This window comes from Novosphingobium humi (assembly GCF_028607105.1).
GTDB classification, from domain to species: Bacteria; Pseudomonadota; Alphaproteobacteria; order Sphingomonadales; family Sphingomonadaceae; genus Novosphingobium; species Novosphingobium humi.
Genome location: NZ_CP117417.1, coordinates 451,461 through 464,238 on the forward strand (window position 1 = coordinate 451,461; position 12,778 = coordinate 464,238).

Annotated in this window: 14 protein-coding genes; 6 read left to right on the forward strand and 8 right to left on the reverse strand. The window is 64.5% G+C overall.

What is annotated here, in order from left to right; translation table 11 throughout:
* Positions 1–51 precede the first annotated feature (51 nt).
* The 4 genes from argH to PQ457_RS02080 all read left to right on the forward strand — a co-directional run bounded on the left by argH (position 52) and on the right by PQ457_RS02080 (position 4,005).
* Positions 52–1,425, forward strand: a complete 1,374-nt coding sequence (gene argH, locus PQ457_RS02065) for an argininosuccinate lyase (protein ID WP_273619222.1) — start codon at positions 52–54, stop codon at positions 1,423–1,425.
* Positions 1,426–1,453: 28 nt separating this feature from the next.
* A complete protein-coding gene (locus tag PQ457_RS02070) occupies positions 1,454–1,675 on the forward strand; it encodes a hypothetical protein (RefSeq protein WP_273618146.1) in 222 nt (73 codons plus the stop codon).
* A gap of 40 nt (positions 1,676–1,715) precedes the next feature.
* Positions 1,716–2,978 carry a diaminopimelate decarboxylase gene (gene lysA / locus PQ457_RS02075; protein ID WP_273618147.1) on the forward strand — a complete coding sequence of 421 codons (1,263 nt, stop codon included), beginning with the start codon at positions 1,716–1,718 and terminating at the stop codon, positions 2,976–2,978.
* A gap of 238 nt (positions 2,979–3,216) precedes the next feature.
* Positions 3,217–4,005, forward strand: a complete 789-nt coding sequence (locus PQ457_RS02080) for a precorrin-2 dehydrogenase/sirohydrochlorin ferrochelatase family protein (protein WP_273618148.1) — start codon at positions 3,217–3,219, stop codon at positions 4,003–4,005.
* A gap of 234 nt (positions 4,006–4,239) precedes the next feature.
* On the opposite strand, the gene PQ457_RS02085 is transcribed toward PQ457_RS02080, so the two are convergent.
* From PQ457_RS02085 to pyrE, 8 genes are read right to left on the reverse strand one after another with little or no spacing between them, the layout of a single operon-like run.
* Positions 4,240–4,389: a hypothetical protein gene (locus PQ457_RS02085; protein ID WP_273618149.1), complete on the reverse strand. Its 150-nt coding sequence runs from the start codon at positions 4,387–4,389 to the stop codon at positions 4,240–4,242.
* Positions 4,383–4,862, reverse strand: a complete 480-nt coding sequence (gene ruvX, locus PQ457_RS02090; RefSeq protein ID WP_273618150.1) for a Holliday junction resolvase RuvX — start codon at positions 4,860–4,862, stop codon at positions 4,383–4,385. The genes PQ457_RS02085 and ruvX overlap by 7 nt, the downstream gene beginning before the upstream one ends.
* Complete coding sequence (locus PQ457_RS02095) at positions 4,850–6,040, reverse strand: DUF3089 domain-containing protein (RefSeq protein WP_273618151.1); 1,191 nt, start codon at positions 6,038–6,040, stop codon at positions 4,850–4,852. Before PQ457_RS02095 ends, ruvX begins: the two co-directional genes overlap by 13 nt.
* 7 nt (positions 6,041–6,047) lie before the next feature.
* Positions 6,048–7,145, reverse strand: a complete 1,098-nt coding sequence (locus PQ457_RS02100) for an AI-2E family transporter (protein ID WP_273618152.1) — start codon at positions 7,143–7,145, stop codon at positions 6,048–6,050.
* 1 nt (position 7,146) lies between these two features.
* Complete coding sequence (gene lepB, locus PQ457_RS02105) at positions 7,147–8,025, reverse strand: signal peptidase I (RefSeq protein WP_273618153.1); 879 nt, start codon at positions 8,023–8,025, stop codon at positions 7,147–7,149.
* A 14-nt stretch (positions 8,026–8,039) separates the two neighbouring features.
* Positions 8,040–8,441, reverse strand: coding sequence for a holo-ACP synthase (gene acpS / locus PQ457_RS02110; RefSeq protein WP_273618154.1), 402 nt, complete (start codon positions 8,439–8,441; stop codon positions 8,040–8,042).
* Positions 8,442–8,459: 18 nt separating this feature from the next.
* Positions 8,460–9,203, reverse strand: a complete 744-nt coding sequence (locus PQ457_RS02115; protein WP_273618155.1) for a pyridoxine 5'-phosphate synthase — start codon at positions 9,201–9,203, stop codon at positions 8,460–8,462.
* Complete coding sequence (gene pyrE / locus PQ457_RS02120) at positions 9,203–9,787, reverse strand: orotate phosphoribosyltransferase (RefSeq protein WP_273618156.1); 585 nt, start codon at positions 9,785–9,787, stop codon at positions 9,203–9,205. Before pyrE ends, PQ457_RS02115 begins: the two co-directional genes overlap by 1 nt.
* A 246-nt stretch (positions 9,788–10,033) precedes the next feature.
* Here pyrE and coxB point away from each other — a divergent pair, with 246 nt between their 5' ends.
* Both coxB and ctaD read left to right on the forward strand, forming a co-directional pair.
* Positions 10,034–10,987, forward strand: a complete 954-nt coding sequence (gene coxB / locus PQ457_RS02125) for a cytochrome c oxidase subunit II (protein WP_273618157.1) — start codon at positions 10,034–10,036, stop codon at positions 10,985–10,987.
* 24 nt (positions 10,988–11,011) lie between these two features.
* Entirely contained in the window at positions 11,012–12,700 is a 1,689-nt protein-coding gene (gene ctaD / locus PQ457_RS02130) for a cytochrome c oxidase subunit I (protein WP_273618158.1), read from the forward strand.
* Positions 12,701–12,778: the final 78 nt, after the last annotated feature.

Sequence of the window (12,778 nt, forward strand, 5' to 3'; positions counted from 1 at the left end):
TTGAGGATTTTGCGCGTGAGCGAAGGTGACAACAAGGCAGGCTCCAATCAGATGTGGGGCGGGCGCTTTGCCGAAGGGCCCAGCGCCATCATGCGCGAGATTAACGCCTCGATCCCCTTCGACAAGGCCCTTTGGCGCCAGGATATCCGCGCCTCCAAGGCCCATGTCGCGATGCTGGGCGCGCAGGGGATCGTGAGCGCCGATGACGCCGCCACGATCAGCGCCGGTCTGGATACTGTCGCGGGCGAATATGAAGTCAATGGCGTCCCTGAAAACTGGGATCTCGAAGACATTCACATGACGACCGAAAGCCGTCTGGCCGAACTGGTCGGTCCGGCGGCGGGGCGTCTGCACACCGCGCGCAGCCGCAACGATCAGGTGGCGACCGACTTCCGCCTCTGGGTGCGCGATGCGGTGGATGAGGCTTTGGCGGGCTTGCATGCCCTGCAAAAGGCGCTGGTGGCCCGCGCGGGCGAGCATGTGAACTCGATCATGCCCGGCTTTACCCATCTTCAGACCGCGCAGCCGGTGACGCTTGGCCATCACCTGATGGCCTATTACGAAATGGCCGCGCGCGATGTCTCGCGCTTTGCCGATGCGCGCGCGCGCATGAACCAGTCGCCGCTGGGCGCGGCCGCGCTGGCCGGGACCGGGTTCCCCATCGACCGTTTCGCCACGGCCAAGGCGCTGGATTTCGACCGCCCCACCGACAACAGCCTCGATTCGGTTTCGGACCGCGACTTCGCGCTCGATTACCTGATGGCGGCGGCGCAATGCTCGCTCCATCTTTCGCGTCTTGCCGAAGAGTTCATCATCTGGGCGTCGCAGCCCTTCGGCTTCGTCCGCCTGCCTGACAGTCTCTCGACCGGCAGCAGCATCATGCCGCAAAAGAAGAACCCCGATGCGGCCGAGTTGGTGCGCGGCCATGCCGGGCGCATCATCGGCTCGCTCACCAGCCTGATGATCACGATGAAAGGCCTGCCGCTGGCCTATTCCAAGGATATGCAGGACGACAAGCCGCCCGTGTTCGAGGCCGCCGGTCTGCTGACCCTGTGCCTTGCCGCGATGACGGGCATGGTGGAAAGCACGACTTTCCGCACCGACCGTATGCGTCAGGCCGCCGAACTGGGCTATGCGACGGCCACCGATCTGGCCGACTGGCTGGTCCGGCAAGCCAACATCCCCTTCCGCGAGGCCCATCACATCACCGGCGCGGCGGTCAAGCTGGCCGAATCCGGGGGGATTGCGCTGGATCAGCTCAGCCTTGAGGAATTGCAGGCGATCGACCCGCGCATCACCGAGGCGGTTTACCCTGCGCTTTCAGTCGAGGCATCGGTGGCATCGCGCGCCAGCCATGGCGGCACCGCCCCGTCTCAGGTAGAACAACGTGTGGCGCAGGCTCGCGCCGCGCTTGGTATGGAGTAACGCCCTTATGCGTGCCGTATTTTTCCCGATGGTTGCGCTTTTCGCGCTGGCGGGCTGCGGCACGCAGGGCGAACTTAAACCCGCGCCGGGGCATCAGTTGCCCCCTTCGCCCATCGGCCGCAAAGACCGGCCGAGCGCGACCGAATTGCTCAGCCAATCGTCGCAGGCCCGTCCCAGCCGCAATGTCGAGCTGCACACGCGCTCTGAACCGCGCACGGACGATGCCTTCGATCTGCCTCCTTCCGAATGAGCCGGGGGGCCGTATGCCCCCACGCAGGATTTAAAGACACATGGACCATTTTCATTACGTTGACGGCGTTCTTCATGCCGAAGACACCGCCATTCCCGCCATTGCCCGCGCCGTGGGCACGCCGGTTTATATTTATTCCGCCGCCACGCTGACGCGCCATGCCCGCGTGTTCCGCGATGCCTTGTCGATCCTGCCCTCGACGCATATCGCCTTTGCGGTCAAGTCGAACCCCAATCTGGCGGTGTTGAAGCTTTTGGCGCGCGAAGGTTACGGTGCCGATGTGGTCTCGGCGGGCGAGATGGACCGCGCGCTGGCCGCCGGTATCCCGGCGCAGGGCGTGGTCTTTTCCGGTGTTGGCAAGACGGCGGACGAACTGACCCGCGCGCTCAAGGCGGGCATCGGCCAGTTCAACATCGAGAGCGAAGAGGAAGGCGTCGAGCTGGCCGCGATTGCCGCTTCGCTGGGGCTGGTGGCCCATGCCGCGCTCCGCGTGAACCCGGATGTCGACGCGGGCACCCATGCCAAGATTTCCACCGGCATGGCGGAAAACAAGTTCGGCGTGGCCTATGACCGCGCCGCCGGGATCTATGCGCGCCTGTCCGCGCTGCCGGGTATCGAGATGCGCGGCCTTGCCGTCCATATCGGCAGCCAGTTGTCCAGGCTCGACCCGCTGGAGGCCGCCTTTACCAAGATGGGCGAGCTGATGCGGGCCATCCGCGCGCAGGGGCTGAGCATCACCCATATGGATCTGGGCGGCGGCATCGGCGTGCCGTACAAGGCGGATGAAGTGTTTCCCTCTCCGGCCGAATATGCCGCCATGGTGGCGCGCGTCACCGCCGATTGGGGCGTGACGCTGATGTTCGAACCGGGCCGCGTGATCGCGGGCAATTCGGGCGTGCTGGTGACGCAGGTGGTTCGCGTCAAGGAAGGCGTGACCACGCCCTTCGTCATCGTCGATGCGGCCATGAACGACCTTGCCCGCCCGGCGCTTTATGGCTCGTGGCACGATTTTCTGGCCGTTGAGCCCAATGGCGAGAAGTTTACGGCCAATATCGTCGGCCCGATCTGCGAATCCTCTGACACTTTCGCCATGGGCCGCGAGATCGACGTGGTGAAGGCGGGCGACCTAGCCGTGTTCCGCACCGCCGGGGCCTATGGCGCCACCATGGCCAACACTTATAACAGCCGCGCGCTGGTGCCTGAGGTGATGGTCAATGGCGATCAGTGGGCGGTTGTCGCCAATCGGATTGATCCGGCGGCGATATTGGCGGCGGAGCAGGTGCCGGACTGGTTGAAGGATTAAGGGCTTTTGCCTCCGGCGGGCAAAGGGCGGGGGCCCTTTGCAATCCCGTTAATGAGGATAGTTTGGGGGATTGGAATTTTAAAAGCCTGCGGCGCTTACGAAAGAGCGCCGCAGGCTCTATAATTTCTGACATTGCGTCCGACACAAAACGCCGAACTCTTCGCGCAACGAGGACAGTAAAGGGAGCGCGAGGGTCTAGACCCTCGCATCTTGTCCTATTCTCCTTATAACCCCCGCCATGATCGACACACTCCCCCTCTTTCACCGCATCAAGGGCCAACCCGTCATCGTTCTGGGCACAGGCGATGCGGCGGAGGCCAAACGCCGCCTGGTCGAACGCGCGGGCGGACAGGTTTTCGATGATATGCAGGAGGGGATCGACCGCTGCGCGCGTCTCGCCTTCGTGGCCTATGAGGACCGTGAGACCGCCGCCGCCGATGCCCTGCGCCTGCGCGGAGCGGGCCTGCTGGTCAATGTGGTGGACCAGCCCGACCTTTGCGATTTCACCACGCCCTCGATCCTTGATCGCTCGCCGGTGCTGATCGCGGTGGGCACGGGGGGCGTCTCGGCGGGGCTGGCCAAGCAGTTGCGGTTGCGGCTGGAGGCGCTCTTGCCCCAAGGGCTGGGCGCGCTGGCGCAGGCGCTGGGCGCGGCGCGGGCGGTGCTGCGCGGGCGTTTTCCCGATGCGGCCGACCGCCGCCGCGCGCTCGACGTGGCGCTGGGGCAGGGGGGCATGCTAGACCCGTTCGACGATGCCAGCGCGGGGCGGATAGAGGCGTTTCTGGCGGGCGCCAGGCTGCCCGACGAGACGCTGGCAGAAATCGTGCTGACCTCGCCCGATCCCGATGACCTCACGCTGCGTCAGGCCCGCTGGCTGGGTGGGGCCGATGGGATCGCGGTCGAGGAAGGCGTGCCGGACGCTGTGCTGGCGCGCGCGCGGGCCGATGCGATCCGTTTGCGTATCGCGCGCGGGCAAGGGTTTGAGGCGCCCGAAGGCGTTTGGGTTGTGGTGAGGAATAAGAGTTAGGAGGGTTTGCCTCCGGCGGGCAAAGGGCGGGGGCCCTTTGCAATCCCGTTAATGGGGTTGGTTTACCAAGGGAGTGTGCCGGGCGATATGTAAAAGCCTGCGGCGCTATTCAGTAGGCACCGCAGGTTTGACAATTTCCAACGCTGCGTCCGACATCATCGGCCGAACCCGAAGCGCAACGCAGACAGTAACGGGAGCGCGAGGGTCTAGACCCTCGCATTTCCATCTTCAATTTCATGCAAAAACCCAGACAAGCAGCCCGACAATCGTCAATCCAATAAAAGTCAGGCAACCAAAACGAACAGGTTTAGACAATTTCCTGAAAAGCCAACCGATCAGTTCGGCGACAAAATCACTGAGGATGTCGCCGATGAAGTCTACCACCGCATCCCGCCCGCCATCGCATCGCAGGCCGCCTGCAGGATCACCGCCGCCGCCGCGCTGTCGATGCGGACCTTGCGCTTGGCCCGGCTCATGTCCTGCTCGATCAGCCCGCGCTCAGCGCTGGTGGTGGACCATCGCTCGTCCCACAGCAGGATGGGCAGGCCCAGCACGGCTAGGTTTTTGGCATAAGCGCGGGCCGATTGGGCGCGTGGACCCGATGTGCCGTCCATGTTCAGCGGCAGGCCGATGACGATACCCTTGATGCCGCGCTCCTCGATCAGCGCGGCGATGGCCAATTTGTCCACGCTGAATTTGCCGCGCGCGATGGTCTTGCCGGGCGAGGCAATGCGCCATTCGGGATCGGCAAAGGCGGTGCCTATCGTCTGCGTTCCAAGGTCGAGGCCGATCAGGCCCCCGCAATCGGGCAGCGCATCGCGCATGTCCAGCGCGGAAAGGGTAATCAGCTCAGCCATTGGCGCCACCAGCCTGCGGTTTTTTCGGTTTGCATATCGGGCGCCTTGCGGGCGTCCTTTGCGGGAGGCGCCCCATGCCATGCTTTGACCCGCCGCGCCACATCCGCGCGCAGGGCGCTCCAGAACAGGGGGATGTCATAGACGTGGAAATTGTTGCCCGGCGCCACAAACGGGCCAAGCTGGGGCGCGGGGCCGATCATCAGAAAGCCGTCCGGCGCGCAGCGCGCGGGCACAAGGCCGGGGACAAGGCTGGCCCCGGTCAGCGCCGTATCGGGCACCAGCGTGCCGGGATTGGCCTGCGCCGGGGCGGCATCGCCGGGGCGGCCGGTGACGGGGTTGACGCAGAGGAAGGGGCTGTTGCCGCGCGGCTTGCCATCAAGGCCGCGAAAGCGGGCATAGGCCTCGCGCACCATGTCGGTTTCGGCCGGTTCGGCAAAGCTCTGCCATGAGATCACGCAGCCGGCCTGATCGGGGCCTTCGCAGGCCGGCAGACCCATTTCGGGCAGGTCATGGTCCAGGCTGACCGGCCAGCCCACCGCATAGGCCGCCGCCACCCGCGCGGCCAGCGGCTTGCCCGCCACCCGGTCCTGCATCAGATGCATCAGGTGAAACGCGCCCTGGCTGTGCCCGGCGATCACGATGGGCAGGCGCGGATCGACCGTGGCGATAAATTCATCAAACGCAGCCAGCACATCGCCATAGGCGACATCGAGCGCCTTTCGCCCTGATGGCCGGTCGGTCAGAAAGGCGCCCAAAGTGGCCTGTCGATAGCGCGGCGCCCAGACCTCGGCCGCCGCGCTGAAAGGCGTGGCCAGACCGCGCAGCAGGATTTCCGTCCGCCCCGCGATCAGCGTCTCGTCGATGGCCGAATTCCAGTGCAGCCGGTCGAAATGGCTGGTGGGATGGATGAAAAACACGGCCACCGGCAAGGTCGCCTCGCCCACGGGCGCGCCGCTGGGGCGCCAGCGCGAAGGATCATTCGGCCCGCCCGCCCCGCGCGAATACCACATGGCCGGATCGGCATAGGCATTAGCAGCCAGAGGCGGCGCGGCGGAAAACGGCACAACCGGAACAAAGGTGAATTGCGTCAATTCCTTGGCCCAATAGCGCAAAGCACCCAGCGCACCGATCACAAGCACCACCAGAATTGCAACGCCATAGAGAAACTTTCGCGCCAAGGGGGACTTACACCTGCTCTGTCATCTCGCCTGCATCATGCGCCATCGCGCCGCGCGCCGCCAGCTTTTCCAGCAGGACCTTGAGCATGGCCAGCATCGGATCAGCCAGCGCCAGCCCCAGAATGCCGAACAGCGCCCCCATCATCAACTGCATCGCCAGCACCAGCGCGGGGGCCAGATCGGCGGTTTTCTTGGCCACCATGGGCACGACGATATTGCCGTCGATCCCCTGAACCACGATATAGACGCCGATGCAGTAAAGCCCCATCGACGTGCCGCCTGAAAAGCCCACCATCACCATCAGCAGGCCCGAAACCGGCGCGCCGATATTGGGCAAAAACGCCAGAACACCGGTGATCAGCCCCAAGAGCGTTGCCATGGGCACACCATAGGCCGAGAGCGCAAGGCCGATCGTCAGCCCCTCGATCACCATGCCCACCAGCCGCCCGAACAGCAGGCGGCGCATCGTGTGGCCCATCTGGGTAAACATCTGTTCGAAAAAGGGGCGGCTTTCGCGCGGGAGCATCCATGCAAGGCCGCGCTGATAGGGCTGGGGATCGACGGCGAAATAGACGCCCAGCACAAGGATCAGAAACAGCGTGGCCATGCCGCCGAACAGCCCGCCCAGCACGCTGGGCAATTGCGCCGCGCCCGCGATCGCCTGTTCGGTAAAGGTCTGGATCGTGCTGCGGTTAAGCGTGATCAGCCGGTGGTGCTCGGCCCAGTGCAGGCCCTTTTCCGCCTGCGCCATCAGGATTTCGGGCAAGGCGGCGGCCTGAAGCGTGATCTGCGACCCGGCATAGGTGGCAAACCAGATGGCAAAGCCGGCCGCCGCCGCCAGCACGATGGCCACTCGCCAGATGCGCGGGATCGGCAGCACCCGCCGCAGCAGCCGCGCCCCGCCATCCAGCAGCGCGCCAAACACCATCCCGCCAAACACCACCATCAGCGGCTGGGCCAGCACCACCGCCAGCACCATCAACCCGGCAATGCCCAGCCAGATCAGCGCCTTCTTCGCCTCATTGCGCACCATCGGGTCGCGAATGTCGGTCGGGCCGGCGCGACGCTGGCGAGGGGAGGAGGGCTTGCGCGGCGTTTGGGCCATATTACTTGGGTTTGCTTGCCAGCGGCGGGCGCAGCGAAGTGCCCGCGCGGCCCGAACGCAGGCCGGTGATCCAGCTCAAGGGGTTCCAGCCCGCCGTGCCGTTGAAGGAATGGGTGATGAATTCGGCGCGCCCGCCCACGTCCGACAAAGGCACCGGCCCGCCAAGTCCGCGTTCTTCGAGCGGCACGCGGCTGTCGGCCGAATGGTCGCGGTTGTCGCCCATCACAAAGACATGGCCCTCCGGCACGCGAATCTCGGCCATGTCGTCAAAGGGCTGCTCCATATGATCAAGGATCGTATAGGTCGCGCCATTGGGCAAGGTTTCGCGCCATGCCGGGATCGAGCAGACCTCCTGACCCGAGGGCTTGCGTTCCTTGAGGCCGATAAAACCGGCGCCTTCGCAGGGGTAGGGGTCTTCATCGCCCCGGATCGCATCGAGCGGGATCTCGGCGGGCGGTTCGACCGCCTGCGGCACCGGGCGGCCGTTGAGGATGATCTGGCCATGGCGCAGGGCGATACGGTCGCCGGGGCGGGCGACCACGCGCTTGATATAATCGTCGCCCGGCCGGTCACGCGGGACCACGATCACCACGTCGCCATATTCGGGCGTGCCGGGCCAGATGCGCCAAGAGCCGCGCGGCAGGATGTGAAAGCTGGGCGAGGCCCAGTTCCAGCCATAGGGATATTTCGAGACGACCAGATGATCGCCCACCCACAGACCCGGCAGCATCGAGGCCGAGGGAATATAGAAAGGCTTGGCGATAAAGGAATGAAACGCCAGCACCGCCAGCAACATGCCGCCCAGCCCGCGCACCTCGGCCCACCAGTTGATGGGTTGCTTGGCGGCGTCATTACTCTTGGTATCGCTGGAGGCGGACATTGGGGAATCGTCTTTCAAAGAGGCAGGCTTTCGATGATGACCGTGGCGCTGGCCCATGGCAAATCGTCGGTGAGCGAAAGGTGGAGGCGGGATGTTTGGCCCGGCGGGGTGATTTCGGCCAGACGCAGCGCCGCCCCGGCATGAAGCAGCAGCGAGGGCGTGCCCAGATCATTGCGCACGACCTCGATGTCGATCAGGCCAAAGCCGCGCCCGATGCCGGTGCCCATCGCCTTGGCGCAGGCCTCCTTGGCGGCCCAGCGCTTGGCCAGCGTGGCCGCGCGCATCGCCGGGCGCGAATCGGCCAGCGCGATTTCGGCAGGCGTAAAGCTGCGCGCCAGAAATCGCCCCCCGTGGCGTTCGAGCGCGGCCTCGATACGGTCGATATTCACCAGATCTGTGCCGAGGCCCAGGATCACCGGCCTATCCCCCCAAGATCAATCGCGCGCCGCGTCCATCAGTTCGCGCATCCGGCGCACCGCGTTTTCAAGGCCCACGAACACCGCCTCGCCGATCAGATAGTGTCCGATGTTGAGTTCGGCGATCTGGGGGATGGCGGCAACCGGCTGGACATTGTCATAGGTCAGGCCGTGGCCCGCATGAGGCTCGATCCCGTTGCGCGCGGCCAGCGCGGCCATATCGGCAAGGCGCTTGAGTTCCACCTCGCGCGCATCGCCCTCGGCATGGGCATATTCGCCGGTGTGGAATTCCACCACCGGCGCGCCAAGGCGGATCGCGGCGTCCAATTGCCGCATTTCGGGCGCGATGAAGAGCGAGACGCGGATGCCCGCATCACTCAGACGCTGAACGATGGGGGCAAGCCGGTTGTGCTGCCCGGCCGCGTCCAACCCGCCCTCGGTCGTGCGCTCCTCGCGCCGTTCGGGCACGATGCAGGCGGCGTGCGGTTTGTGGCGCAGCGCGATTTCCAGCATCTCGTCGGTGGCCGCCATTTCCAGATTCAGCGGCAGCGAGGTCGAGGCCTGAATGCGCGCCAGATCCTCGTCGCGGATATGGCGGCGATCCTCGCGCAGATGGGCGGTGATGCCGTCGCCGCCCACGGAAGCGACGATCTGGGCTGCGCGCACCGGATCAGGATGGGCGCCGCCCCGCGCGTTGCGGATCGTGGCCACATGGTCGATGTTGACGCCAAGGCGCAAACGGGCGGGGCTGAGCGCGTTCATTACGGCTTGGCCCGGCTGCCGGGCTTGACCGCGGGCGTGGCGGCCAGAGCGGCGGGCACTTCATCGGGCGCATAGGTGGGGAAATTGAGCGCGATCAGCGGATAGAAGGGCACGCCCAGATCCACCTTGCCTGCGCTGCGGTCGATCAGGGCCGCCGCCGCGATCACCTTGCCGCCGGCTTCCTCGATGGCCTTGATCGCCTCGCGGCTCGACAGGCCGGTCGTCACCACGTCCTCGACCATCAGCACCTTGTCGCCCGGTTCGACGGAAAAGCCGCGGCGCAGTTCGAACGTGCCGGTGGGCCGTTCGACAAACATCGCGTCCACGCCCAGAGCGCGGCCCACTTCATGGCCGATGATCAATCCGCCCATTGCCGGGCTGATGACCTTCTGGATTTCCTTGCGCAGATCGCGCGGCAGTTTCTGGGCAATGCCAATCGCCAGACGGCTGGCCCGTTCCGGGTTCATCAGCACGCGGGCGCATTGCAGATAATGCGCGCTGTGGCGGCCAGAGGAGAGCAGGAAATGCCCTTCGAGCAGGGCATGGCTGGCGCGGAATTCGGCCAGCACCTCTTCTTCGGTCATGCTTTGTCTTGCCTTCGTCCAAAAAACTTGTGCGATTCCCGCAGGAGCGGCGCGCGCCCTGCTTCAAAATTACCCCTAGAGGCGCTTGTGGGCTGGGGCAAGCGCTGGTACACCCTGTTCCTAAGGGACAAAAGTCCCGGAGCCTGTGGGACGCCGGACGAGGAGGGGGCTTTTCTTCCGAGCGGCGAAGAAGAAAGAACGTAGGCCATGATTTTGGGAGAAGTATCCGGGGCCTTCGGGCGCCGAATGTTGCGTCTTGCGTTTAAGACACTGCCGGGGCTGGCGCTGATCGCGGCCGGGGCGGTGCATGCCGGTGCTGATCGTCTGGTCGTGGCGCCGGGCGGCTATACGCCGATGAAGCCCACGCCCGGCAAGGGCATGCCGGTTGACGGCGGGCTGACCTTTCAGACCCAATATTCCCCCACCGGCCTTGAGGCCTTGTGGATGCACGACAATATCGTGATGACCGTGCTGATCGCGGTGACGCTTTTCGTGCTGGCGCTGCTGATCTGGGTGATGGTGCGCTATAATTCGCGCGCCAATCCGGTGCCCAGCAAGACCAGCCACAACACGCTGCTCGAAGTGGTGTGGACCGGCATTCCGGTGCTGATCCTGCTGGTGGTCTTTGTGCCCTCGATGAAGCTGCTGGCCCATCAGTTCAAGACGCCGCCCAAGGATGCGCTGACCATCAAGGCGATCGGCAACCAGTGGTACTGGACCTATGCCTATCCCGACAATGGCGAGTTCGAGGTGACCAGCAACATGCTGAGCCACGAAGAGGCGATCAAGCGCGGCGAGCCGCCCCAACTGGCCGCCGACAACCGCATGGTGGTGCCGGTGGGCGAACCGATTCGCCTCCAGACCACGGGCGCGGATGTGATCCACTCGTTTGCGGTCCCCTCGCTGTGGTTCAAGCTGGACGCAGTGCCGGGGCGGATCAACGAGAAGGTACTGTTCGTCAAGGAACCGGGCGTCTATTACGGCCAGTGCAGCGAGCTTTGCGGCGCGCGCCACGGCTATATGCCGATCGTGGTCGAGGCGCTGCCCCGTCCCCAGTACAATGCCTGGGTGATGACGCATGCCGGCGCCAAGATCGACGGCGCGCCTGATGTGCCCGCTCCTGCCGCCGCTGCGGCCGCGCCCGCGGCCGAGGCCGCTTCGGGGACCGAGGTGGCTGCCGCCGCCTCGTCCGGCGAATAACTTTTACGCGAGGGTTCAAGAACAATGGCTACCATCGCAGACGAATTTCACGCCCATTCCGACGGGCATGTCCATGACCACGACCATGATCACAAGCCGGGCTTTTTCGCCCGCTGGTTCATGTCGACCAACCACAAGGACATCGGCACGCTCTATCTGATCTTTGCCATCACGGCAGGGATCATCGGCGGCGCGATTTCCGGCATCATGCGCGCCGAACTGGCGCAGCCGGGCATTCAGTATCTGGGCTATTTCGCCGAATTGCTGGGGACCAAGAACCCCAGCTTTGACCAGCAGCTCCACCTGTGGAACGTGCTGATCACCGCGCATGGGCTGATCATGGTGTTTTTCATGGTCATGCCCGCGATCATCGGCGGCTTTGGCAACTGGTTCGTGCCGATCATGATCGGCGCGCCCGACATGGCCTTTCCGCGCATGAACAACATCTCGTTCTGGCTGACGGTGGCGGGTTTCTGCTCGCTGCTCTGCTCGGCCTTTGTGCCAGGCGGCACGGGTCAGGGCGCAGGCATCGGCTGGACGGCCTATGCGCCGCTCTCGACCTCTGGCAGCCAAGGGCCTGCGGTGGACTTCGCGATCTTCTCGCTCCATCTGGCCGGCGCCGGTTCGATCATGGGCGCGATCAATTTCATCACCACCATCTTCAACATGCGCGCGCCGGGCATGACGCTGCACAAGATGCCGCTGTTTGTCTGGTCGGTGCTGGTCACCGCGTTCCTGCTGCTGCTGGCGCTGCCGGTGCTGGCTGCGGCGATCACGATGCTGCTGACCGACCGCAATTTCCACACCACCTTCTTTGACGCGGCGGGCGGCGGTGATCCGATCCTGTATCAGCATCTGTTCTGGTTCTTCGGCCACCCCGAAGTCTACATCATGATCCTGCCCGGTTTCGGCATCATCAGCCAGATCATTTCCACCTTCAGCCGCAAGCCGGTGTTCGGTTATCTGGGCATGGCCTATGCGATGGTGGCGATCGGCGTGGTGGGCTTTGTCGTGTGGGCGCACCACATGTACACCACTGGATTGTCCGAAGACGTGAAGATGTATTTCACCACCGCCACGATGGTGATCGCGGTGCCCACCGGCATCAAGATCTTCTCGTGGATCGCGACGATGTGGGGCGGCTCGATCCGTTTCGCCTCGCCCATGGTCTGGGCCATAGGCTTCATCTTCCTGTTCACCGTGGGCGGCGTCACGGGCGTCGAGCTGGCCAATGGCGGGTTGGACGACAATCTTCAGGACACCTATTACGTGGTGGGTCATTTCCACTATGTGCTCTCGCTGGGCGCGGTGACCTCGCTTTTTGCGGGCTTCTATTACTGGTTCCCCAAGATGAGCGGGCGCTGGCACTCCGAGGCGCTGTCCTATCTGCATTTCGCGGTGTTCTTTGTCGGCGTGAACATGATCTTCTTCCCCATGCACTTTTTGGGGATGCAGGGCATGCCGCGCCGCTATCCGGACTTTACGCCCGCCTATGCCTATTGGAACTATGTCGCCACGGTGGGCTACAAGGTGATGGCCGCCTCGATCGGCATCTGGATCATCAACATCATCTATGCCTTCACCATGGGCAAAAAGGCCGAGGGCAATTACTGGGGCGAGGGCGCGACGACGCTGGAATGGACGCTGTCCAGCCCGCCGCCGTTCCACCAGTTCGAAACCCTGCCGGTGATCAAGGACGAAGGTCACCACTAAGATCGGTTGGGGCGCCCGGACCTGCTTTGGGCCCCCGCAATCCGGCCGCATCTGTCACTCGAAGGGACAGCCATGTCG

Coding starts and splice junctions, on each gene's coding strand:
- ctaD (WP_273618158.1), top strand. CDS start 11,012: ATGGCTACCATCGCAGACGAATTTCACGCCCATTCCGACGGGCATGTC.
- lysA (WP_273618147.1), top strand. CDS start 1,716: ATGGACCATTTTCATTACGTTGACGGCGTTCTTCATGCCGAAGACACC.
- ruvX (WP_273618150.1), bottom strand. CDS start 4,862: ATGGCTGAGCTGATTACCCTTTCCGCGCTGGACATGCGCGATGCGCTG.
- PQ457_RS02080 (WP_273618148.1), top strand. CDS start 3,217: ATGATCGACACACTCCCCCTCTTTCACCGCATCAAGGGCCAACCCGTC.
- pyrE (WP_273618156.1), bottom strand. CDS start 9,787: ATGACCGAAGAAGAGGTGCTGGCCGAATTCCGCGCCAGCCATGCCCTG.
- PQ457_RS02100 (WP_273618152.1), bottom strand. CDS start 7,145: ATGGCCCAAACGCCGCGCAAGCCCTCCTCCCCTCGCCAGCGTCGCGCC.
- PQ457_RS02115 (WP_273618155.1), bottom strand. CDS start 9,203: ATGAACGCGCTCAGCCCCGCCCGTTTGCGCCTTGGCGTCAACATCGAC.
- coxB (WP_273618157.1), top strand. CDS start 10,034: ATGTTGCGTCTTGCGTTTAAGACACTGCCGGGGCTGGCGCTGATCGCG.
- argH (WP_273619222.1), top strand. CDS start 52: ATGTGGGGCGGGCGCTTTGCCGAAGGGCCCAGCGCCATCATGCGCGAG.
- lepB (WP_273618153.1), bottom strand. CDS start 8,025: ATGTCCGCCTCCAGCGATACCAAGAGTAATGACGCCGCCAAGCAACCC.
- PQ457_RS02070 (WP_273618146.1), top strand. CDS start 1,454: ATGGTTGCGCTTTTCGCGCTGGCGGGCTGCGGCACGCAGGGCGAACTT.